The sequence below is a fragment of the Pseudomonas sp. D3-27 genome, from assembly GCF_051132165.1.
In the GTDB taxonomy this organism is placed as follows: Bacteria; Pseudomonadota; Gammaproteobacteria; order Pseudomonadales; family Pseudomonadaceae; genus Aquipseudomonas.
Genome location: NZ_CP071667.1, coordinates 2,008,843 through 2,031,899 on the forward strand (window position 1 = coordinate 2,008,843; position 23,057 = coordinate 2,031,899).

The window sequence follows — 23,057 nt, forward strand, 5'->3', positions numbered from 1 at the left end:
CACGGTCAGAAAGGGTGTTGCAGTGGCGCAATGATACGCCTGTCGCTCTGGCTCAAGGGTGCGACCTTTGGTCGCGTTGGGTGTCTGGGCCGAATGGTGTAGCGGATGTAACAAGTCATGACCTGGATCAATTGACTATAGACAGCGTATGGCGTTGGTGGAGTATTGGATGGCTGGGGCGGCTTCTCCACCCAGCGGGAGCAAGCTCCCTCGTCAGGGGATCTGCGTTTCGCCTCAAATCTTGTGCTCAGCCAGCGTTCCGCGCTGCCTCTTTCTAGCTGGCATTCAGACGGATAATTTGATGGTTTATGTTATTGCGGTTTATGAAGCCAGGAAGAAAATTCGGATATGTAAATTTCATCCAGCGTTAGCGTCGGCGGTATGTTTTCGATGCTGTCAGCTATCTCGTCATAAGGTGTTGGCAAGACGTAGCAGAAGCCAAAATCCTCGTTGAGGATTATGATGCCATTAAATATGCGCTGGCGTTCGGTCAGCTTCTTTATCTGGTCAAAAGGCATTCCTGTGGAAAGCGTATTTTGGTAAAGCCCTTTGTATCGCGCGTTGCAGCCGATTGAAAAAATTGTTCCGTCAGGAAGGGTCGAGAGGGTGAGCGTACTATCGATTACGTACGCTGTTCTAGTTTCACCGTCAGGTAGCGTGTAGCTCTTTATCTCGACTTTATGATGCTCATAGAGCTCATTCATGTAGGTCGAGATATTGTCTTGCAATAAAATGTTCGCAATTGAATGCTTGGATTTAATGTCGGCTGCAAAATCAATCATTTAAGTTCCACCGTTCATTAGCGTGCCGTTTACGTATACGGGTCAGTCTTTTATGAGGGTCATAATTTTTAAAGTCACTATGTCCAATCCTGCCGAATACAACATCTTCACCGGCTTTATTGACTTTATAGACCTTCCAATAATCATTTCCATGGACGTTGGGCTGGGTAGGGCTGCCGCCTGGATGGTAGTCAAGCTTGTAGGTGGCTCCGGATTTTGTACTGCGCACATACTGGACGTGCTGAATCGCATCTGGCCGAGGGCGTCGTAGGCGAAGCTCAGGGTTTGCACGTCGCCTTGCAGGTTGGTGAGGGCGGGTTACACGCTTGCTTTTGAGGTGTAGGCGATCCGTGGCGAGGGAGCTTGCTCCCGCTCGGCGGCGCAGCCGTCGTAAACCGGCTGATGCGGTGTGTCTGTAGGGATGCGCCGGTCTGTTTTGGGGCGGCTTCGCCACCCAGCGGGAGCAAGCTCCCTCGCCACGGAGGTGGTGTAGCAGCTAGCGTGGGTCGACGTTATCCAGTATACGGCTGGCCAGCATTGAACTCAGTTCGATCAATTGCTGGATGCCGAGGGCGATGTGGCGGCGGGGGCCTTCGAGGTCGAAGGCTAGGTTGCTGATCATCGCGTCAGCGGATGCCAGGTTTTCGCTGAGGTTAGCGAGCAGGCATTCGTTGTCGGCGTTTTTTGCCACGATGAAGAGCAGGTCCGGTTTGGATGCATCTTCGGACTTTTCCGGTTTCGGTAGCAGGTAGTAATCCAAGGCGCGCTTTTCTGCTTCGTCTTGTTTCTTCGTTTTGGATTGAGTGGACGCAGAGATGCGCTCTGTTTCGGGGGGATTCGGTGTAATTTTGAACATGGTGCAGCTCCTTTCGTAAGAGGAACCATCACCGTCTGCCGCCAAGCAGGTGGGGTGACGGGTTACGCAAGGTTGGCGGACCGGCACGAAAGGAACCCGGCATCCCCGAAGGGATCCTTGCGCAACCCGCCATAACATAGGAGTGCCAAATGCCAGAGACATTGCAATCATATTGGGGGCTGTTGCGCCTTTCGTGTACCGGGCCGCCAAGCCCGACCACTGATGGGCAGTGGCAGGGAAACGATAGAACCCATGGGCAAGGCGCACAAGCGGGCGGATTCTGGCGTAGTTGTAGGCAATGGCGCAAGGATTCGTAGCTTGTCGGAAGCATTGCGCAGGGAGAATAAACAAGCCTTCGTAATGCCCTGGATTCGGTGCGAGGGAGCTTGCTTTCGCTCGGTGGCGCAGCGTTTTTTCTGTAGGAATGCGCCTGCCTTTTTGGGGCTGCTGTGCAGCCCAGCAAGGGCAAGCTCCCTCGCCACGGGAATTTGCGCTTAACCTGCGCCTAGTAGTTTTTCGCAAGCGGCAAGTCGAACTGCTTGTTTCCGAATATTGATTTAGTGGCCAGAGCGTTCTTGAGCAAATCCGAATCCAGGCTCAGATTATTTTTGTGCGCTGCAAAGACAATCGTCAGGAATGGGAACGCATAGTTATCCGGCTCGGCCAACACGTCATCGATTAATGTGGGGGAGCCAAGAACGCTGTGCTCTGCCTTGGGCAGGTAAAATTTCTCGAGCCGTTCGCTTATTTTCTTGACGGTTGCGCTGATGGCTTGAGGGGACGGGGTCCTGATGATGCCGCCCGGCTCGTCACCGAATTGTTTTGCTTGCTCCGACAAGGAGCTCTTCGATAAAAACGATGCATTCAGCAGGCGGCTCTCGTAGGGCGGGGATTGCTCTTTGCAGAAGCTGAAGGCCTCGCAGGTATAGAGCTCCAACCCCGCGTAATAGCCGTCGGCCTTGGTTAGGTGTTGAACGTAGATTTCCCCAAATTTTTCCTTGGCAGCGAGCAGGCCAAGTTTGTTTTTGCTGGCCTTCAGGTCCAAGTGGGCTGACGTTGTTTGCTCCAGCGCCGCCAGTAGTTTCACTTCCAGATGCTTGCGAATTTCCATACTCATGGCGCAGACCTGAGCGAGCCTCGTGAGGCTATCGCTTCACGGGCTCGTGTGTAGACTAAGCCTGTCCAGCGATGACGCATGGCTCTATTGACCCGTGAGTTCAGCGAGGAATTCTTCAAATGATTCGCATACGAACGCCAGATCTTCTTCATCCATCAAGTACAGGTAAATATTTCCGAAGTCAGCCTCCTTAACGGATAAGAGGAAGGAATTGCCACCGTGATCGTACGCAAAGGGGATCATTTGCTTTAACGACGGAACGTCGTCCGTCAAGTCTCGATAGACCGTTTCGATAGGGGCTTGTCCGTATTTGATCGGAGTGAATCCACCCAGCAAAAAATCATTCTCGCTATTGCTCTCAGCCAAATCGCCGCCGTTGTGCTTTAGATAAAATTGCCTAAAGGCTGTCGGTAATTCCACATTGAATTTTTCTTGGAACTCATTCAACTCTTGCACAGAGAGGGCGTGTTCGGATTCTTCGAGGGTCAGCCGCATTTGGATGCTCCTTTTGTTCTGCTCTTGAAACGAGCTGGGTGGGTGTAGGCCTTGCCCGTAGCTGCTTTGTATTGAGCTACACCGCCGTTATGGCTTATGCCGCTGTGGGCGTTTTGCTTGATGAGCTGCATCGTGCCTGTGTTGGTCTTCGGGTCGTAATCATCCAAGTGGTGCCATACGTGGCCGGATGGCGTAGTTTTTTGACTCAACTTGGCCGCCTTGTTTGCGGCCTCGAAGTCCTTCCCGTAGTCGCCAGTGTATTCAATTCTAACGATTGGGTTCACGCCGGATTTTTTGTTGTAAAGCGCGTTACTTTCAGAATAGTCGAGACCTCCACCAGGTGTCTTCGTGACGCCGGTGTACCCACGGTCTTTCAGTTTTATCAGCGGGTCGACTGCAAGGCCTAGAGGGTCTGCATAGCCGATAGGGTTGGGCGCATAGGCATAGAAATTTAGGCCTCCAGCCAAGCCTATTGGATCGGGCGTAGTGAAGCGACCCACGTCAGGATCGTAAAACCTGAGAACGTTGTAGTGCAGCCCAATTTCTCGATCGAGATACTGTCCTTGGTACCTCAGGTTTTGCTCTTCAATGAAGTAGGGTTCACGAATTTCCTGAAGAGGGTTACCCCACACCTCAAAGCGAGCTTGCCAGACGCTTCGTCCGTCGACTTCTGTGAGTTGTTCGGGCAGGCCGTTCAGGTCGTTGTGGTAATAACGGACTTTCTGATGCGCACCGTATCCATCTATCCGCGCAAGGGGTTCGTAGGTATTATCCGTATAAAGATAAAGGCTAGTCTGGTTGTATCGACTTTCCTGCAATAAGCGCATGCCATCCCAGGTGAAGCGGGTTTCCCCCAGCGGGTAGCCGTGGCTGTCGTGTTCGGTTTTTTCGATGCGCCGGCCCAGCGGGTCGTAGGCCATTTTGACCACGCTGCCGTTGTCATTGCGCACCTCGATCAAGCGGCTTTCGGCGTCGTAGGCAAAGTGCTGCACGCCACGTTTGGCGCTGCGTTTTTCGATCATCCGGCCGAAGGCGTCGTAGCGGTAGCGCTTGTCCTGGTAGGTCAGCAGTTTGTTGTGCACCACCAATCCGGCGCCGGGGGCCGGGCCGTCCAGCAGGTTGGCGGCGGCGTCGTAGGTGAAGGTTTCGCGCTGGCCGTGCAGGCTGTCCTGGCTGGCGATGATGCGACCGGTGGCGTCGTAGTGCAGGAGCTGGCGCTGTTGCGCGGCGGGTTGCTGGTCGAGTTTGCCGATGAGGTTGTCGGCGGGGTCGTACTCGAAGTGTTTTTGCACCGCCGCCGGCAACAGCGAGGGTTGGCCGCTGTGGCGGCGTTGTCGCGTGCGCAGGCGACCGCTGCGGTCGTATTCGCTGCGGGTGCTGATCTGCCCTTGGGTACGCAGCACTTCGCGGTGCAGGCGGTCGCGTTCGAAGTCGCTGATGACCTGGCCGTCGAGGTTGATCTGGTGCAGATGACCACTGCCGTAGTACAGGCGGTTGACCCAGCGGCCATCGGGCAGTTGGGTCTGGATCAGGTTGCCGAGTTCGTCGTAGTGGTGTTGCAGGCTGCCGGCGGCGCTGTTTTCGGCGAGCAACTGGCCGAGGGCGTCGTAGGCGAAGCTCAGGGTTTGCGCGTTGCCTTGCAGGTCGGTGAAGGTGACGGCGGTGAGTTGGTCCAGCGGATCGTAGCTGTATTCAGTGCGGCCATCGTCGGTGACTTTGGCGATCAGCCGACCCACGGCGTCGCGTTCCAGGCGATGGACGATGGGCGCCGGCGGTGCTTCGGGAATGATCGCCAGGCCCGTGCCGTGTGGCGCGGGCATCGCCGTTACTGCCGCGACGTTGTCGAGGCGGTCATAGTCGTAGCGCTTGGCGCTGCCATCCAGGTCTTGTTGTTCGCTCAACCGATTGCCGATATCCCAGGCAAACCGGTAGCTCTCGCCATTCTCGTTGGTCAGCGCTTGCAGCCGGCCGAAGCTGTCGTAGGCGAACTGCACTTGCCGGCCCTGGGCGTCGGTGCGTTGGCGGACCTGACCGCGGCGGTTGTGTTGGTAGCGCGTGGTGTGCCCGGCCGGGTCGGTGTAGCCGGTGAGTTGGCCTGCGGTGTCGCGCTGGTAGTGCTCGGTGCGGCCGTCCGGCAATTGGCTGCTGAGCAAGCGCCCTTGGGCGTCGTAGCTGAATTGGGTGCGCTCGCCGAGGGCATCGGTGATGGTTTGCAGGTAGCCTCGCTGGTCATAACTGAAACGCGTCGGATAACCCGAGCAATCGACGTGTTCAACCAATTGCCCAAACGGGTTCCAGCGCAGCTTTTTGTTTTTGCCGGTGGCGTCGATGATTTCCACGACCTGGCCGTGGGCGTCGTAGCGATAGTGGGTGATGTGGCCCCGCGGGTCGGTTTGCGCGGTGCAATTGCCGCGTTGATCGTAGCGGTATTTCCAGCTGTGGCCGGCGGCGTTGGTGTCCACCAGCGGCAGTGCCCAATGTTCGAGCCAGAGGGTGGATTCGCTGCGGCCCATCGGGTCGGTTTCGCTGATCAGATTGCCGGCATCGTCATAGCTGAACTGATACTGGCCACCTTGTGGATCGGTGGCGCTGAGCAACTGACGTTCATCATTCCATTCGAACAGCCACGTCTGGCCGAGGTTGTCGCTGAACCGGATGATCTGGTGCTGGCTGTTCCAGTGCCGAATGCTGACGCGTTGCAGGCTGTCGCTGATGCGGGTGATACCGGCGTGCAGGTCATAGTCGAACTGGTAGGCGTCGCCCTCGTCGGTCCAGTGCCGGACCACGCGCCATTCCTGGCTTTCGATCAAGGCCCACTCATAGAAGCAGCGCAGGCCGGTGGGCAATTGGTGCTCGACCATCCGCTGCCCGGCGTCATAGCTGAAACGCCGTTGCATCTGGTTGCCAGCGTCGCGTACTTCGGCGAGGTTGCATGCGGCGTCGTAGGCGTAGCTGACCAGCACTTCCCGCGATTGATCAGGATAGAGACGTTCGATCCGGCTGACGCGTTCGCCTTCGCGTATCAACTCGACCTGCACCAGATCGAAGGTGTCGCGCAGCCGCACCAGGCGTCCGGCGTCGTCATAGTCGAGGTGGATACGGTTGTCGTTGCGGTCACCCAGTTGGCTCAGGCGCAGGTGTGCCGGGTTGACCGGCGTGGGTTCGAACAAACGGTACAGGCCGTCGTCGCTTTCGATCAGCAATTGCCCGTTCGCATGTCGGCGCACGGCCAGACCCTCGCCGGCGCTGAACACCGCGCCGCCCAATGGGATCGAGCCCATGTCGATGGGGCGCGCCTGTTCATCGGTGTAGACCAGGGTTTCGCCGCCGTCGGGGTGAGGGAGGATTTCGACCTGTACCTCATAGCTCACGCTCCACCCGGCACCGAACAGGCTGCCGTGGCGTTCGTCGCGGCTGTTGTAGAAACGCTGCCAGTTTATCGGCAGGATGCCGGGCAAGACGAAGTCCAGCTCTTCATCACCACCCAGCACCTTGGCGCCGGTGGCGGCATGCACCGGGTTCGGCGAGCCCAGGGCGGCGTTGGCAGCCGCGTTCGCCGCACTGCTGGCGGCCATGGACACCGCGCCGCCCACCAACATGCATGGCAATTTGCTGAAGAACTTGCCTTTGCCGCCCTTGAGCATCAAAAGCGCCGTGACCGCCAACCCCACGCCCGGGGTCTTGCCGCTGCGGATCTCGCGCACTACCACCGAACCGCCGCCGATGGTCACGTCCGGTGAGATCAGCCCGGACGACACCACCGTCGCGTCGCACGTGCTGCGGTCGCCGCTGCGCACGGCGGGCTGGCCGTTGATGGTGACCTTGTCCGAGCCCTCGGCCATGAATTGCGGGGGCATCGGCGGGTGCTTCGTGCAGATGACCAAGTCTTCGGGCTTGGGTACTGCGCCCGGCGCGGGCGTGGCGACGGTAGGACGCCACATCTGCGAGAAGAATGACCCGGCCATGTCCAGGTAGCTGGGTTCTTCTTCTGGCTCGGAGGCTTCGAGCTCGGTGCCGGCCGGGGCGACATGGGATTGAATCGCCCCGGCGGCGCGGGCGGCGGGTATGTTGTTGGTGAGGGTGTCGGTGGACCCGGTGAGGATGTTGGCCTGCACCGTGGGCGGAAAGAGGGCGTTGCCGATGCCTTCGCATATATTGCTCAAGCCTTTATCGGCCCCGGTCTTGCTCATGGCCAGGCCGACCACCGTTCCCACCACCAGGCCGAGCACGAAGCAGCCCAGGCCGCCAGTGACCACGGTAATGCCCGTGGCGGCGACCACCGCGGCGGTCGCCACGGCAGTGATCGCGATGTTCGCCGCCACCTCCAGCACGCCGCCGAGAATGTCGGCCATCATTGAAGTGTGGTTCAGCGCGTCGCCCAGGCGGGCAGCCCAGAGCGCGTCAGACATGGACGATGCTCAAACTGGCGCTTGTATGCTTGGGTGGTTCGATGCCTTTCATTGCGCCTGTCTCCCTGGCGTTAAGTGGTGAGTCCGTTGTGTTATCAGCTTGACCAAGGGTTGAGCAACGCCACGCCGCTGCTCTGGAAATCCGTCACGTTGCGGGTCACCACGGTCAGCCCGTGGACCAACGCGGTGGCGGCAATCAAAGCATCGCATTCATTGCTGCGGTCGAGAACGTGAAGACGTGCGCAGCGAAGCGCAACGGCGCGGTCGACGGCGAGAATCCTGCCGGCAAACGTGGGCATGACGTGGTTGTCCAGCCATGCGCGCAGGCGACTGCCTTGCACCGGGTCCTTGCGTTCGATGCGCAAGACGCCGGTTTCCAGCTCCAACACGGTAATGGCCGAGACGTAGAGGCTGGGGGCGGGGACGCTGCGTGCCCAAGCCTGCACGTTCTTGTCGGCTTGGGGTTTGCGCAGCTCCGAGATGACATTGGTATCGAGTAGAAACATTCAGGACAGGTCGACCGATCGGGGAGTGATGACGGCACGTTCGGGATCGAAGTGGATATCCGACGCGTCGGGCATGACCAGCAACTCGACAATACTGGCGCCAATGCCGGTCAGTTTCTGGTACTCCTCAATGCTTAGCAGCACATGGGCCGGCTTGCCACGATCGGTGATGATCACCGGCCCTTCACGGGCGGCTTTTTTGGCACCACTTGTGTCGTGGTTGAATTCGCGGCTGGAAATGGTAGTGACGGACATGGTGGCGTACCCCATGGAAACTGAATGTAGGCACGTTACTACTGGCGCCAAGTGCAGGCAAGGGGAAACAGGCTCGACATGTTTCGAAGGCCGATAAAAAAGGCCCCGCCAAATGGATTGGCGGGGCCTTTCGTGTATCAGGAAGTTGCTTTACTGAGCGTCAGCGGCCGGAGCCTTTTCGCCATGTGACAGGCTATAGACGTAGGCGGCCAACAGGTGGACCTTGTCATTGCCTTGCATGTCGGCCTGGGCCGGCATCTGGCCTTGACGACCGTAGCGGATGGTCTGCTGCAGCTGGGCGAAGCTGGAACCGTAGATGAAGCCGGCCGGGTGCGTCAGGTCAGGTGCGCCCATGGCGGGCGTGCCTTTGCCGGCCGGACCGTGGCAAGCCACGCAGTTGGCTGCGAACAGTTTCTGGCCATTGGCCGGATCCGCCTTGGCGCCTTCCGGCAGTTTGCGACCGTGCAGGCCGGTCACGACGTAGGAGGCCACGTCGGCGACGCCTTGTTCGCCAACCACAGCAGCCCAGCCCGGCATGACGGCGTGACGGCCGCCCATGATGGTGGTCTTGATGGTTTCCGGCTCGCCGCCCCAGCGCCAGTCGGCGTCGGTCAGGTTGGGGAAGCCATAGGCACCCTTGGCGTCGGAACCGTGGCAGACCGAGCAGTTGGAAGCGAACAGGCGGCCACCCATCTTCAAGGCTTGCGGGTCCTTGGCGACTTCTTCGATCGGCATGGAAGCGAACTTGGCGAAGATCGGACCGAACTTGGCATCCGAGCGGGCCATTTCCTTTTCCCACTCATGCACGCCAGTCCAGCCGGTCTGGCCGTTGGCAAAAGGGGTCTGCTTTTCGGTGTCCAGGTAGTTATAGCCTGGCAGCAGGCCCTTCCAGTTACCCAGGCCGGGGTAGAGCACCAGGTAGCCGAGGGCGAAGAAGATGGTGCCCACGAACAGCATGAACCACCACTTCGGCAGCGGGTTGTCGTACTCCTCGATCCCGTCGAAGGAGTGGCCGACCGTCTCCTCGGTGGCTTCGCTGCGCTGGCCCTTACGGGTCGACAGCAGCAGCCAGGTCAGGGCGAAGATCGTTCCCAGGCTGAGGACTGTGACGTACAGACTCCAGAACGTAGTCATTCTTTGTTACTCCTAGAAGCTTGCTCGACGTGCTTGATGGCTTCGGGATCGTCCGCGAACGGCAGCAAGGTCGCGTCGTCAAACTCCGACTTGCGCTTGGGGCTGAACACCCACAGAGCCAGGCCGATGAAGGCCACCATCACGACGACGGTGCCCAGGCCACGAATCATCCCGATATCCATCCAGATCACCGTTTGCTTTTGATGATGGTGCCCAGGCCTTGCAGATAGGCCACCAGCGCGTCCATTTCAGTCTTGCCCTTCACGGCATCCCTGGCGCCGGCGATGTCTTCGTCGGTGTAGGGAACGCCCAGGGAGCGCAGGACTTCCATTTTCTTGGCGGTGTCTTTGCCGTCGAGCTTGTTTTCTACGAGGAACGGGTAGGCCGGCATTTTCGACTCCGGCACGACGTTGCGCGGGTTGTACAAGTGTGCACGCTGCCAGTCGTCGGAGTAGCGGCCGCCGACACGGGCCAGGTCCGGACCGGTACGCTTGGAACCCCACAGGAACGGGTGGTCCCAGACGCTTTCACCGGCGACCGAGTAGTGGCCGTAGCGTTCGGTCTCGGCGCGGAACGGACGGATCATCTGCGAATGGCAGCCGACACAACCGTTGGCGATGTAGACGTCGCGGCCTTCGAGTTCAAGGGCGGTGCGCGGCTTCATGCCTTCGACCGGCTTGTTGGTCACGTCCTGGAAGAACAGCGGAACGATCTGGGTCAGGCCGCCGATGCTGACGGCGATAACCATGAAGAAGGCCAGCAGGCCGATATTCTTCTCTACTGCTTCGTGCTTCATCAGTGAGCTCCAACAACGGCGATCTTGGCAGCGGCTTCAGCTTCAGCCGGGTCAGAGGCACGAACGGTGCGCAATACGTTGTAAGCCATCAGCAGCATGCCGCTGGCGAAGAACGCGCCGCCCAGGGCACGGACAATAAAGCCCGGGTGGCTGGCTTGCAGCGCTTCGACGAACGAGTAGGTCAGGGTGCCGTCATCGTTGATCGCACGCCACATCAGGCCTTGGGTAATGCCGTTGACCCACATCGAGGCGATGTACAGCACGGTGCCGATGGTCGCGAGCCAGAAGTGCGCGTTGATCAGGCCAGTGCTGTGCATCTGCGCGCGACCGAACAGTTTCGGGATCATGTGGTAGATGGCGCCGATGGAAATCATCGCTACCCAGCCGAGGGCGCCGGCGTGTACGTGGCCGATGGTCCAGTCGGTGTAGTGGCTCAAGGAGTTGACGGTCTTGATGGCCATCATCGGGCCTTCGAAGGTCGACATGCCGTAGAACGCCAAAGACACCACCAGGAACCGCAGGATCGGGTCGGTGCGCAGCTTATGCCAGGCGCCCGAGAGGGTCATCATGCCGTTGATCATGCCGCCCCAGCTTGGCGCCAGCAGGATGATCGACATCGCCATGCCCAGGGACTGCGCCCAGTCCGGCAGCGCGGTGTAGTGCAGGTGGTGAGGGCCGGCCCAGATGTACAGGGTGATCAGCGCCCAGAAGTGCACGATGGACAGACGATAGGAGTAGATCGGACGCTCGGCCTGTTTCGGCACGAAGTAGTACATCATCCCCAGAAAGCCGGTGGTCAGGAAGAAGCCCACGGCGTTGTGGCCGTACCACCATTGGATCATCGCGTCGGTGGCGCCCGAATAGGCCGAGTAAGACTTGAAGAAGCTGACCGGCAGGGACGCGTGGTTGACGATGTGCAACATGGCGGTCACGACGATGAACGCGCCGTAGAACCAGTTGCCCACATAGATGTGCTTGGTCTTGCGCTTGACGATGGTGCCGAAGAACACCAAACCGTAGGTCACCCAGACGATGGCCAGCAGGATAGCCAGGGGCCATTCCAGTTCCGCGTATTCCTTGGTGGTGGTGAAACCCATTGGCAAGGTCACGATCGCGCCAACGATCACCGCTTGCCAACCCCAGAAGGTGAAGGCGGCGAGGCTGTCGGAAATCAGTCGCGTTTGGCAGGTTCGCTGCACGACGTAATAAGAAGTGGCAAACAACGCACAACCACCGAAGGCGAAGATCACCAGGTTGGTGTGCAGCGGGCGCAGGCGTCCAAATGTCGTCCATGGCAGATCGAAGTTCAACTCCGGCCAGACCAGTTGCGAGGCGATGAAGACACCGAGCCCCATGCCAAGGATCCCCCAGACCACCGTCATGATGGCGAACTGGCGGACTACCTTATAGTTATAAGCAGTCGGACTGATTGCTGTGCTCATTCTAAGGTTCCACGGTTTGGGTGTTTTATTAGGATAAAAATCGGTCGCAAGTATGGAGAAAGCGGGGGGTCATTGCAACGCGCCATGACCGGGGTCAATGCTTTCCAAAGCTGATTCTGCGGCCTTTCCATGTTCGGTGTAGGGACAAAATTGGCCCTCGGCAAAATGTCGCGACAAAGGAAGGAGGCGAGGGGGTCAGGTCGGTTGTAACGGGGTGTGTTCAAACACGGCGTTCGGGGGGTGACAGGCAACTGTCGCAACAGCCGGTATTCACCTGCCTTTGCGGCCTTTTTGTCGAACGATTGTCGAACGCATCGGGTCGGATCGACCTGAAACCGGCAGTCGCCAGCACACGCAAAGGCAAGCTTAGACCTGATTCCATGGAACCGAAAGAAAGACTAAGGCAGGGTGCGACAATGAGTCGCGCAGGGGCACGGAACGGCCGCATCCAGATGAACGCGGCTGTTCGTGTGGTCAGGATTTATTCGCTTTTGTGTTCCGCTTGCAGGCGCTCGGTGCCGACACCCTGGGACAGGCTGTAGACGTAAGCCGCGAGCAGTTGCACCTTATCATTGCCAAGCAGTTCATTCTGCGCAGGCATATGGCCTTGGCGACCATGGCGAATGGTCTGCTGCAATTGGGCCAGGCTGGTGCCGTAGATGAAGCCGGCCGGTTGCGTCAGGTTCGGCGCGCCCATGGCTTCGGTGCCCTGGCCGTTGGCGCCGTGGCAGGCGACGCAGGTGGTGCTGAACGCTTGCTGGCCGGCTTGCAGGTCGGCACCGCTGTCCGCCGGTAGCGGCAGGCCTGCCAGATCGTGTCGCACATACGCGGCGACGTTCCTGACCCCGGCATCTCCCAACACGTCGCCCCAGGCGGGCATCGCTGCCATGCGGCCGCCCATGATGGTCGCCTTGATGGTTTCGGCATTGCCGCCCCAGCGCCAGTTACTGTCGGCAAGGTTCGGGAAGCCGAAGGCGCCCTTGGCGTCCGAGCCATGGCAGACCGAGCAGTTGGAAGCGAACAAGCGGCTGCCCATTTTCAAGGCTTGCGGATCCTTGGCGACTTCTTCCACCGGCATCGCGGAGAACCTGGCGAAGATTGGCCCGAACCTGGCGTCAGCCTTGGCCATTTCCTTTTCCCATTCATGGGCGCCGGTCCAGCCGTTGTCGTAGCCGGGCAGGATGCCTTTCCAGTTGCCCAGGCCCGGATAGAGAATCAGGTAGCCAACGGAAAACACCAAGGTGCCGGCGAACAACAGGAACCACCATTGCGGCAGCGGGTTGTCGTATTCCTCGATGCCGTCGAAGCTGTGGCCCATGGTCTGGTCGACGCTGCCCTTGGTCTCGCCCTTGCGGGTGCCGATCAGCAGCCAGGTCAGGCCGATGAGGCTGCCGAGGGTCAGTACGCAGATCCACGTACTCCAGAAAGTGGTCATGACCGGGTACTCCTTGGTTCAGGGTCTTGGGGGATGAGGTCGGCGGGCGGCTCATCGGCAAACGGCAGCAGGCGTGCCTGGGCGAATTCCGGGCCGCGCTTGCTGCTGAACACCCACAGGACCAGGCCGATGAAAGCGATGAACACCACGACGGTGCCCAGACCGCGGATCATTCCGGTACTCATTTCAAGCACCATGGCTCACCTCTTGCTCTTGATGGCAGTGCCAAGCACTTGCAGGTAGGCCACCAGCGCATCCATTTCGGTCTTGCCCTTGAGCGTGGCCGTCGCGCCTGCGATGTCATCGTCGGTGTACGGCACGCCGAGGGTGCGCATGGCGCGCAGCTTGCCTTCGGTGTGGCTGCTGTCGACGGCTTGGGTGACGAGCCACGGGTAGGCCGGCATTTTCGATTCGGGCACGACGTTGCGCGGGTTGTACAAGTGCGCGCGATGCCAATCATCGGAGTAACGCGCGCCGACCCGGGCCAGGTCCGGGCCAGTGCGCTTGGAGCCCCAAAGGAACGGGTGATCCCAGACGCTTTCGCCGGCCACCGAGTAGTGGCCGTAGCGCTCGGTCTCGGCGCGAAACGGACGAATCATCTGCGAGTGGCAGCCGACGCAGCCTTCGCGGATGTAAATGTCGCGGCCTTCCAACTGCAGGGCGGTGTAGGGTTTCATGCCGTCCACCGGTTTATTGGTCACGTCCTGGAAGAACAGCGGCACGATCTGGGTCAAGCCCCCGATACTCACGGCCAGGACCATCAGCAGCATCAGCAGGCCGACGTTTTTTTCGATTGTTTCGTGTTTCATCGCGGACTCCTCAAGCCATCTGCGCGGCAACGGTGGCTTCGGCAGGCTGAGAGGCCCGCACGGTGCGCCAGGTGTTGTAGGCCATCAGCAACATGCCGCTGAGGAAGATCGCCCCGCCTACCAGCCGCACGATGAAGCCTGGGTGGCTGGCCACCAGGGTTTCGACGAAGGAGTAGGTGAGCGTGCCGTCTTCGTTCACCGCACGCCACATCAGGCCCTGGGCAATGCCGTTGACCCACATCGAGGCGATGTACAAAACGGTGCCAATGGTTGCGAGCCAGAAGTGCGCGTTGATCAGGCCGATACTGTGCATCTGCGCGCGGCCGAAGACTTTGGGGATCATGTGGTACAGCGCGCCGATGGAAATCATCGCCACCCAGCCCAGTGCGCCGGCGTGTACGTGGCCGATGGTCCAGTCGGTGTAGTGGGAGAGGGCGTTGACGGTCTTGATCGCCATCATCGGCCCTTCGAAGGTCGACATGCCGTAGAACGCCAGGGACACCACCAGAAAGCGCAGGATCGGGTCGCTGCGCAATTTATGCCAGGCGCCCGAGAGGGTCATCATGCCGTTGATCATGCCGCCCCAGCTTGGCGCCAGCAGGATCAGCGACATCACCATCCCCAGCGATTGCGCCCAATCCGGCAGCGCGGTGTAGTGCAGGTGGTGCGGGCCGGCCCAGATATACAGCGTAATCAGCGCCCAGAAGTGGACAATGGACAGACGATACGAATACACCGGGCGCTCGGCCTGTTTCGGCACGAAGTAATACATCATCCCCAGGAAGCCTGCGGTGAGGAAAAAGCCTACGGCGTTGTGGCCGTACCACCATTGCACCATCGCATCGGTGGCCCCGGCATACACCGAGTAGGATTTGGTCAGGCTCACCGGCAATTCCAGGTTGTTGACGATGTGCAGGATCGCCACGGTCAGGATGAACCCGCCGAAGAACCAGTTACCGACGTAGATGTGCTTGGTCCTACGCTTGGCCACGGTGCCGAAGAACACGATGGCGTAGGCGACCCAGACGATGGTGATCAGAATGTCGATCGGCCATTCCAATTCGGCGTATTCCTTGGAACTGGTGTAGCCCAGCGGCAGGCTGATGGCCGCCAGCAGGATCACAAGCTGCCAGCCCCAAAAGCAGAATGCGGCGATTTTCGGCGCGAACAACGTTGTCTGGCAGGTGCGCTGCACTGAATAAAACGAACTCGCAAACAACGCGCAACCGCCGAAGGCAAAGATCACCGCATTGGTGTGCAACGGGCGCAGGCGGCCGAAGCTGGTCCAAGGCAAATCGAAGTTGAGCTGCGGCCAGACCAACTGGGCCGCGAGAAAAACCCCGAGTCCCATGCCGACGATGCCCCACACCACCGTCATAATGGCGAATTGGCGGACCACCTTGTAGTTGTAGGCGGTACTGATAGAAGTGTTCATGGTTCCCCATCCACGGTTCAGTCGAAGTGAGTGCCTGCGCAAGGCAGTGCGGCGTTCTTCGCCTGGAGTTATAGGCAGACTAAAAGCGAGGCAAGCATGGACAAACAGCACAAGGCCAGTATTGACGGGGATCAATGGGCGCGATGCGTGGCGGAACATGGTTGGCTGTGGACGGCCGCCAAGCCAGGTGCTGGCGCCGAGTCGCCGACCCTGATCCTGGCCCATGGCGCCGGCGCACCGATGGACAGCGGTTTCATGGCGCAAATGGCCACCCGCCTAGGCGCACAGGGCGTCAATGTGTTGCGCTTCGAGTTTCCCTACATGGCCCAGCGGCGCGTGGACGGCGGCAAGCGTCCACCGAACCCTGCGCCAAAGCTGCTGGAATGCTGGCGAGAGGTGTACGCCACCGTGCGGCCTTATGTCGCTGGGCAGCTGGCCATTGGCGGCAAGTCCATGGGCGGGCGGATGGCTAGTTTGGTGGCTGATGAGCTGGGCGCCGATGCGCTGGTGTGCCTGGGCTATCCCTTCTACGCGGTAGGCAAACCGGAGAAACCGCGGGTCGAGCACTTGGCAACGTTGAAGACCCGAACCTTGATCGTCCAGGGTGAGCGGGATGCGTTGGGCAATCGGGAGGCGGTGCAGGGCTACACGTTGTCACCGGGCATCGAGGTCACGTGGCTGGTGGCGGCGGATCATGATTTGAAACCGTTGAAGGCTTCGGGGTTTAGTCATGAGCAGCATTTGGAGGCGGCGGCGCAGGCGGTGGCCGGGTTTGTGTCTCAAGACTGATGCTGCCAGTCATGGCCTCATCGCGAGCAAGCTCGCTCCCACATTGGAATGCATTTGAATGAACGCCCCACACCCCCTGTGGGAGCGAGCTTGCTCGCGATAGCGGCCTGCCAGACGACAAAAACCCGGAAGCTTTCGCTGTCCGGGCCTTTGGTTCGCCAATTGAACTCAGCGGTTGAACCGCTCCACCAACGAATACTGCGTGTTGGCCGTGCGGGTCAGTTCTTCGCTCAGCAGCGCCGAGCTGTGGGCCTGCCCGGAGGTCTGGTCAGCCAGTTCCGAGATGTTACTGATGTTGCGGCTGATTTCCTCGGCCACCGAACTTTGTTCCTCGGTCGCGGCGGCGATCTGAGTGGTCATGTCGGTGATGTGTGCCACCGCTTCGCTGATCCCCGCCAGTGCCTGGTCGGCTTCCATGACCCGCGCAACGCCTTCTTCAGCCTGGCGATGACCGGCGTCCATGGTCTGCACGGCGTTGGTGGCGGTCTGTTGCAGTTTGGCGATCAAGGCATGGATCTGCCCAGTGGACTCGCTGGTGCGTTGGGCCAATTGCCGCACTTCATCGGCGACGACTGCAAACCCGCGTCCCATCTCGCCGGCGCGGGCCGCTTCGATGGCGGCGTTGAGGGCCAGCAGGTTGGTCTGGTCGGCGATGCCCTTGATCACGTCAACCACGCCACCGATTTCATCGCTGTCCTTGGCCAACTGGGTCACGGTCTGCCCGGTCTCGCCCACGACGACCGACAGTCGCTCGATGGCCTCGCGGGTTTCGCCTGCAATGTCGCGACCGCGTCCCGTCAGGCGATTGGCCTCTTGGGTGGCGTCGGCGGTGCGCTGCACGTGGCTGGCGACTTCCTGGGTGGTCGCGGCCATCTGGTTGATGGCGGTGGCCACTTGTTCGGTTTCCACCCGCTGGCGCTCCAGGCCGCTGGAGCTGTCGTGGGCCAACGCGTTGGATTGGCGCGCCTGGCCGTTCAGGTGCTCGGCAGTGTCCTGCAGGCGGGTCAGGCAGGTTTTGAGGCGGGCTTCCTGGCTCAGGATCGACATCTCCAAGCGTGCCTGGACGCCGCGGCTATCGGTGAACATCCGTGCGATCAACGGGTCCGAGGTGGTTTGTTCGGCCAGGCGCAGCAGGCGCTTGATACCGCGTTGCTGCCACTGCAGGCCCAGCAGTCCCAACGGCACCGACAGCAGGCCGGCGAGGGCAAACCCCCAAGAAGAGGTGAAAAAAGCGCCGACAACGAAACTCAACTGGCTGACCAGGATGAACGGCAGCCAGTCCTGCAGCATCGGCAGCCATTTATCGCTGCCCGGCACTGCGGATTTGCCTTGGTTGAGGCGCTTATAAAGGGCTTCGGCTCGGGTAATCTGCTCAGCGGTGGGTTTGACCCGTACCGATTCATAGCCTACGACCTGATTGCCTTCGAACACGGGCGTGACGTAGGCGTTGACCCAGTAGTGATCGCCGTTCTGGCAGCGATTCTTGACGATGCCCATCCATGGCAAGCCTTGTTTCAACGTGTTCCACATGTGGGTGAACACGGCCGACGGAACGTCGGGATGGCGCACCAGGTTGTGCGGCGAATGGATCAATTGTTCCTTTGTAAAACCACTGATGTCGATGAAAGCATTGTTGCAGTAGGTAATCACACCCTTGGCGTTGGTGGTGGAAATAAGTCGTTGCTGGGCCGGGAAGGTCCTTTCGCGTTGTGTAATAGGCTGGTTGTTACGCATGGTGTGGTAGTCCGCAAGGCTTTGAAAGGTTGTCGGCACCGTCAGCTTTTTGTTGAAATAATTCTTCCCGGCGGTGTCACGCCAGCATCGGGTAGGTAAACAGGGTGAAGTGAAGCAGGTTGAGGCCAAAATGCGTGGCTATCGCTGCACCCAGGCCACCCAATCGATAGGCCAGGCCGTAACCGATCCCGGCCAGCCCCGACAGCAGCACCCATTCCCAACCGGCGCCGGCATGCACCAGGCCGAACACCAGCGAGGCCAGCAGTAACGCGAGGTTGTCGCCATGGCGCAAGTGTTGAAAGCGCCGGCTCAGGCCTCCCTGGATATAGCCACGAAACAGCGCTTCCTCCACCAACGTCACCAGAAGAAGATTATTCAGGACCCACAGCCAGGCCGAGTCTGGCCATTTAGGCGCCCAATTGATCATGCCCAGCAGCATGGCCCCGCCCAGGGCCAGGATCGTACTGATGCACATGCCCAGGGCCGTGGCATAGACAGACAAGCGAAACGGGCGCCGCCCGATGATCCATGGGCAGAACAACAGCAACCAGAAGCCGATCAGTGGCTTGTCCTGGTTCAGGTACATGGCGAATCGCACGGCATCATCGGTAAAACGTTGTGCCGCGATGGCCCTGCCGTTGAAGAAGCCTGGCATCCAGTGCAGGGCCAGCGCGACCGCGAGCACCGCGAACAGGCAATGCCCGAGGAACTGCCCGACCGGCGTCTGCCGCTGGCGAACGGCATACCCGGCGAACAGCAGCAGCGCGACCGAAATAGCCGCTGTCCAGGCCAGGTGGCCATAGACCAGGGCGAAGCCATAGCCGATCGAGAGAAGGGCCAGGTAGGGCCAGGGTAGGGCGGGCATGTCGAATCCTTGGGGCTGGAAAACGGGCGAAGCTCGCAGAGCCGGCGGGGATTATAGGCAGGCCCATACAAAAACACCGCCTATCTGAGGCGGTGTTTTCGTAGGACGCTTCTTTTTATCCTGCAATCAATTGCCGTAGGACAAAGTGCAGGATGCCACCGGCCTTGAAATATTCCACTTCATTCAAGGTGTCGATCCGGCACAACACTTCAATCCGTTCCTGGCTACCGTCTTCGCGGGTAATGACCACGGGCAGGTTCATGCGTGGCGTCAGCTCGGTGTCGCTCAAACCGAGGATGTCCAAAGTTTCCCTGCCGGTGAGGTTCAGGCTCTTGCGATTCTGATCGAGCTTGAATTGCAACGGCAGCACGCCCATGCCCACCAGGTTGGAGCGGTGGATACGCTCGAAGCTTTCGGCGATAACGGCCTTGACTCCCAGCAGGTTCGTACCCTTGGCCGCCCAGTCTCGACTTGACCCCGTGCCGTATTCCTGACCCGCGATCACCACCAATGGCGTGCCGGTGGCCTGGTACAACATCGCGGCATCGTAGATCGACATGCGTTCGCCGTTGGGGATATAGATCGTATTGCCGCCTTCCTCGCCGCCGAGCATTTCGTTGCGGATGCGGATGTTGGCGAAGGTGCCTCGCATCATGACCTGGTGATTGCCCCGTCGCGAACCGTAGGAGTTGAAGTCCCGTGGCTCGACGCCCTGTTCGCGCAGGTAGCGACCGGCCGGGCTGTCCGCCTTGATGTTGCCGGCGGGGGAGATGTGGTCCGTGGTCACCGAGTCTCCCAGCAGAGCGAGGACCCGCGCACCCTCCAAGTTTTTTACCACGGGTGGAGGCCCGCCAATATCGTCGAAGAACGGTGGATGCTGGATGTACGTGGAGTCCGATTGCCAGACGTAGGTCGCGGCTTGTGGAACCTCGATCGCTTGCCATTGCTCGTCGCCGGCAAACACGGCGGCATATTCCTTGTGGAACATGCTTGTGTCCACTTGAGCCACCGCGTCGGCCACTTCCTTGCTGCTCGGCCAGATGTCCCGCAGGTACACCGGATTGCCTTCGCGGTCGTTGCCCAGCGGTTCGCTGCTGATGTCGATGCGCACGGTGCCGGCCAGGGCATAGGCGACCACCAGTGGCGGTGAGGCCAGCCAGTTGGTTTTCACCAAAGGATGCACCCGTCCCTCGAAGTTGCGGTTACCCGACAGCACGGACGCCACGGACAGGTCGGCTTTCTGGATGGCTTTTTCAATCGGATCGGGCAGCGGGCCTGAATTGCCGATACACGTCGTGCAACCATAGCCCACCAGGTCGAAACCGAGTTTGTCGAGGTATTCGGTCAGGCCGGCGGCCTTGTAGTAGTCGGTCACCACCTTCGAGCCCGGTGCCAGTGAACTCTTCACCCAAGGCTTGCGGGCCAGGCCTTTTTCCACGGCTTTTTTCGCAAGCAATCCGGCGGCCATCATCACGCTGGGGTTGGAGGTGTTGGTACAGGACGTAATCGCCGCGATGACCACGGCGCCGTTCTTCAGGCGGTGGGTCTGGCCTTCGAATTCATATTCCGCTTCGCCCACCTGGTCGGCGTTGCCCACCGCGACACCGCCGCCGCCTTCGCTTTCGAGGCGACCTTCTTCTTTGCTGGTGGGCTTTATCTGAAGGCCCAGGAAGTCGCTGAAGGCCTGGCCGACATTCGGCAGCGACACCCGGTCCTGGGGACGCTTGGGGCCGGCGAGGCTGGCTTCGACACTGCCCATGTCCAGTTCCAGCGTGTCAGTGAAAACCGGTTCCTGCCCTGGCAACCGCCACAGTCCCTGGGCCTTGCAGTAGGCTTCCACCAGTTTCACGGTTTCCGTCGGACGGCCGGACAGGCGCAGGTAGTCCAACGTCACATCGTCCACGGGGAAGAAGCCGCAGGTGGCGCCGTACTCCGGGGCCATGTTGGCGATGGTGGCGCGATCGGCCAATGGCAGGTCGGCTAGACCGTCGCCATAGAACTCGACGAATTTGCCCACCACGCCTTTCTTGCGCAGCATCTGCGTGACGGTCAGCACCAGGTCGGTGGCGGTGATGCCTTCGCGCAGTTTGCCGACGAGTTTGAAGCCGATGACTTCCGGAATCAGCATCGATACCGGTTGGCCGAGCATCGCCGCTTCCGCTTCGATACCGCCGACGCCCCAGCCGAGCACGCCCAGGCCATTGATCATGGTGGTGTGGGAGTCGGTGCCGACCAGGGTGTCGGGGAAGGCGTAGAGACGACCGTCTTCCTCTTTGGTCCATACGGTACGGCCGAGGTATTCGAGGTTGACCTGGTGGCAGATGCCGGTGCCCGGTGGCACCACGCTGAAGTTGTCGAACGCGCTCTGGCCCCAACGCAGGAAGGCGTAGCGTTCGCCGTTGCGCTGCATCTCGATGTCGACGTTCTGCTCGAAGGCCTGTTGGCTGGCGAACTTGTCCACCATCACCGAGTGGTCGATGACCAGGTCGACCGGTGACAGCGGATTGATCCTCTGCGGATCGCCGCCGGCCTTTTCCACCGCTGCGCGCATGGCCGCCAGGTCGACCACGGCGGGGACGCCGGTGAAGTCCTGCATCAGCACCCGGGCCGGGCGGTATTGAATCTCGCGGTCGGAACGGCGCTCTTTGAGCCAGCCGGCCAGCGCCTTGAGGTCGGTGCCGGTGACGGTTTTGTCATCTTCCCAGCGCAACAGGTTTTCCAGCAGAACCTTGAGGGACATCGGCAACTTGTCCAGGTCGCCCAGGCTTCGCGCTGCGTCCGGCAGGCTGAAATAATGGTAGGTCCTGGCGTCGACTTGCAATGTTTTAAGGGTTTTCAGGCTATCGATGGACGGCATTGAAATCACTCCTTTGAGTCCGCACGGCTACGGACTGACGGAACGGACAGAGCCTTTAACCTAGCCCTGTTTTGAACGTATGACTAATCACTGGACTGTATAGCAAGGTTCGCGGTTCCGAACTCCGCTATCATGCGCCGGTTTTCGTGACAGGCTTTGCTACGGAGTTTCAATGAACACGCTTTTCATGCACTGCCGGCCGGGCTTCGAAGGCGAGGTCTGTTCCGAGATCGCCGAACACGCGGCCCGGCTCAACGTCGCCGGGTACGCCAAGGCCAAGCCGGCCAGCGCCTGCGCCGAATTTGTCTGTACCGAAGAGGACGGCGCCGAGCGGTTGATGCGCGGGCAACGTTTCGCCGATCTGATTTTTCCTCGGCAGTGGGCGCGTGGCACGTTCATCGAATTGCCTGAGACCGACCGAATCAGCGTCATTCTGTCCCACATGACGGCCTTCCCAACGTGTGGCAGCCTGTGGCTGGAGGTAGTTGACACGAACGACGGCAAGGAACTGTCGAACTTCTGCAAGAAGTTCGAAGGCCCGCTGCGCAAGGCCTTGGGCGGGGCAGGGAAACTGGTGGACGACCCGCGCAAGCCGCGCCTGCTGTTGACCTTCAAGAGCGGTCGTGAAGTCTTCCTTGGCCTGGCTGAGGCGGATAACTCAGCGATGTGGCCGATGGGTATCCCGCGCCTGAAGTTCCCCCGGGACGCGCCGAGCCGCTCCACACTCAAGCTCGAGGAGGCCTGGCACCATTTCATTCCTCGGGACCAGTGGGACGAACGCCTGCACAGCGACATGACCGGTGTGGACCTCGGTGCGGCGCCGGGTGGCTGGACGTGGCAATTGGTCAACCGTGGCATGCTGGTGACGGCCATCGACAATGGCCCAATGGCCGAAAGCCTGATGGACACCGGCCTGGTGCAGCACTTGATGGCAGACGGATTCACGTTCAAGCCCAGGCAGCCGGTGGACTGGATGGTCTGCGACATCGTCGAGAAACCGGCGCGCAACGCGGCGATGCTGGAAGAGTGGATCGGCGAGGGCCATTGCCGCGAGGCCGTGGTCAACCTCAAGTTGCCGATGAAACAGCGTTACGCCGAGGTGAAACGCCTGCTCGAACGCATCGCCGAGGGTTTCAAGGCCCGGGGCATCCAGGTCGAGATCGGCTGCAAGCAGCTGTACCACGACCGAGAGGAGGTGACGTGTCATCTGCGGCGGTTGGACACCAAAAAAACGAAGGCCCGTTAGTCCTCGAAAGCCAATGAAGCCCTTGTGGGAGCGAGCTTGGTCGCGATAGCGGTGGGTCAGTTTGCATCGATATTGGATGTGCTGGCGCCATCGCG

Annotated in this window: 20 protein-coding genes; 2 read left to right on the forward strand and 18 right to left on the reverse strand. The window is 60.2% G+C overall.

Annotation, left to right across the window (positions count from 1 at the left end; genetic code table 11):
• Positions 1-311: 311 nt before the first annotated feature.
• The 15 genes from J3P92_RS09330 to ccoN (J3P92_RS09400) all read right to left on the reverse strand — a co-directional run bounded on the left by J3P92_RS09330 (position 312) and on the right by ccoN (J3P92_RS09400) (position 15,471).
• Positions 312-782, reverse strand: coding sequence for a hypothetical protein (locus J3P92_RS09330; RefSeq protein WP_434650500.1), 471 nt, complete (start codon positions 780-782; stop codon positions 312-314).
• A 496-nt stretch (positions 783-1,278) separates the two neighbouring features.
• Positions 1,279-1,638 carry a DUF6124 family protein gene (locus J3P92_RS09335; RefSeq protein WP_434650501.1) on the reverse strand — a complete coding sequence of 120 codons (360 nt, stop codon included), beginning with the start codon at positions 1,636-1,638 and terminating at the stop codon, positions 1,279-1,281.
• Between the two features lie 505 nt (positions 1,639-2,143).
• The gene (locus J3P92_RS09340; RefSeq protein WP_434650503.1) at positions 2,144-2,755 is read right to left on the reverse strand and encodes a hypothetical protein; all 612 of its coding nucleotides are present in this window, start codon (positions 2,753-2,755) and stop codon (positions 2,144-2,146) included.
• 84 nt (positions 2,756-2,839) lie between these two features.
• Positions 2,840-3,250, reverse strand: a complete 411-nt coding sequence (locus J3P92_RS09345) for an SMI1/KNR4 family protein (RefSeq protein ID WP_434563250.1) — start codon at positions 3,248-3,250, stop codon at positions 2,840-2,842.
• Positions 3,241-7,659 (reverse strand): RHS repeat-associated core domain-containing protein, encoded by a 4,419-nt coding sequence (locus J3P92_RS09350; RefSeq protein WP_434650505.1) that lies wholly within the window; start codon positions 7,657-7,659, stop codon positions 3,241-3,243. The genes J3P92_RS09345 and J3P92_RS09350 overlap by 10 nt, the downstream gene beginning before the upstream one ends.
• Positions 7,660-7,754: 95 nt before the next feature.
• A complete protein-coding gene (locus J3P92_RS09355) occupies positions 7,755-8,165 on the reverse strand; it encodes a type II toxin-antitoxin system VapC family toxin (protein ID WP_420764707.1) in 411 nt (136 codons plus the stop codon).
• Positions 8,166-8,420, reverse strand: coding sequence for a type II toxin-antitoxin system Phd/YefM family antitoxin (locus J3P92_RS09360; RefSeq protein ID WP_434650506.1), 255 nt, complete (start codon positions 8,418-8,420; stop codon positions 8,166-8,168).
• Between the two features lie 150 nt (positions 8,421-8,570).
• On the reverse strand, positions 8,571-9,554 hold the full coding sequence (ccoP, locus tag J3P92_RS09365) for a cytochrome-c oxidase, cbb3-type subunit III (RefSeq protein ID WP_434650508.1): 984 nt from the start codon (positions 9,552-9,554) through the stop codon (positions 8,571-8,573).
• Positions 9,551-9,736 carry a CcoQ/FixQ family Cbb3-type cytochrome c oxidase assembly chaperone gene (locus J3P92_RS09370; protein ID WP_003183474.1) on the reverse strand — a complete coding sequence of 62 codons (186 nt, stop codon included), beginning with the start codon at positions 9,734-9,736 and terminating at the stop codon, positions 9,551-9,553. The genes ccoP (J3P92_RS09365) and J3P92_RS09370 overlap by 4 nt, the downstream gene beginning before the upstream one ends.
• Positions 9,737-9,741: 5 nt before the next feature.
• Positions 9,742-10,350, reverse strand: a complete 609-nt coding sequence (ccoO, locus tag J3P92_RS09375; RefSeq protein WP_039589059.1) for a cytochrome-c oxidase, cbb3-type subunit II — start codon at positions 10,348-10,350, stop codon at positions 9,742-9,744.
• Positions 10,350-11,792 carry a cytochrome-c oxidase, cbb3-type subunit I gene (gene ccoN, locus J3P92_RS09380; protein WP_420764704.1) on the reverse strand — a complete coding sequence of 481 codons (1,443 nt, stop codon included), beginning with the start codon at positions 11,790-11,792 and terminating at the stop codon, positions 10,350-10,352. The genes ccoO (J3P92_RS09375) and ccoN (J3P92_RS09380) overlap by 1 nt, the downstream gene beginning before the upstream one ends.
• Positions 11,793-12,273: 481 nt before the next feature.
• Positions 12,274-13,227, reverse strand: a complete 954-nt coding sequence (gene ccoP / locus J3P92_RS09385; protein ID WP_434563256.1) for a cytochrome-c oxidase, cbb3-type subunit III — start codon at positions 13,225-13,227, stop codon at positions 12,274-12,276.
• The gene (locus J3P92_RS09390) at positions 13,224-13,424 is read right to left on the reverse strand and encodes a cbb3-type cytochrome oxidase subunit 3 (protein WP_420764702.1); all 201 of its coding nucleotides are present in this window, start codon (positions 13,422-13,424) and stop codon (positions 13,224-13,226) included. Before J3P92_RS09390 ends, ccoP (J3P92_RS09385) begins: the two co-directional genes overlap by 4 nt.
• 3 nt (positions 13,425-13,427) lie before the next feature.
• Positions 13,428-14,036, reverse strand: a complete 609-nt coding sequence (gene ccoO, locus J3P92_RS09395; RefSeq protein ID WP_181286923.1) for a cytochrome-c oxidase, cbb3-type subunit II — start codon at positions 14,034-14,036, stop codon at positions 13,428-13,430.
• Positions 14,037-14,046: 10 nt separating this feature from the next.
• Complete coding sequence (gene ccoN / locus J3P92_RS09400; RefSeq protein ID WP_420764700.1) at positions 14,047-15,471, reverse strand: cytochrome-c oxidase, cbb3-type subunit I; 1,425 nt, start codon at positions 15,469-15,471, stop codon at positions 14,047-14,049.
• A gap of 96 nt (positions 15,472-15,567) precedes the next feature.
• Here ccoN (J3P92_RS09400) and J3P92_RS09405 point away from each other — a divergent pair, with 96 nt between their 5' ends.
• Entirely contained in the window at positions 15,568-16,260 is a 693-nt protein-coding gene (locus J3P92_RS09405) for an alpha/beta family hydrolase (RefSeq protein ID WP_434650510.1), read from the forward strand.
• Between the two features lie 168 nt (positions 16,261-16,428).
• Here the strand turns inward: J3P92_RS09405 and J3P92_RS09410 are convergent, their stop codons facing one another.
• From J3P92_RS09410 to acnA, 3 genes are all read right to left on the reverse strand, one after another.
• On the reverse strand, positions 16,429-17,994 hold the full coding sequence (locus tag J3P92_RS09410) for a methyl-accepting chemotaxis protein (RefSeq protein ID WP_434650512.1): 1,566 nt from the start codon (positions 17,992-17,994) through the stop codon (positions 16,429-16,431).
• A 76-nt stretch (positions 17,995-18,070) separates the two neighbouring features.
• Positions 18,071-18,859, reverse strand: a complete 789-nt coding sequence (locus tag J3P92_RS09415; RefSeq protein ID WP_420764697.1) for a CPBP family intramembrane glutamic endopeptidase — start codon at positions 18,857-18,859, stop codon at positions 18,071-18,073.
• A 115-nt stretch (positions 18,860-18,974) separates the two neighbouring features.
• Positions 18,975-21,716: an aconitate hydratase AcnA gene (gene acnA, locus J3P92_RS09420; protein WP_434650515.1), complete on the reverse strand. Its 2,742-nt coding sequence runs from the start codon at positions 21,714-21,716 to the stop codon at positions 18,975-18,977.
• 172 nt (positions 21,717-21,888) lie between these two features.
• Here acnA and rlmM point away from each other — a divergent pair, with 172 nt between their 5' ends.
• Positions 21,889-22,962: a 23S rRNA (cytidine(2498)-2'-O)-methyltransferase RlmM gene (rlmM, locus tag J3P92_RS09425; protein ID WP_434650517.1), complete on the forward strand. Its 1,074-nt coding sequence runs from the start codon at positions 21,889-21,891 to the stop codon at positions 22,960-22,962.
• Positions 22,963-23,057: the final 95 nt, after the last annotated feature.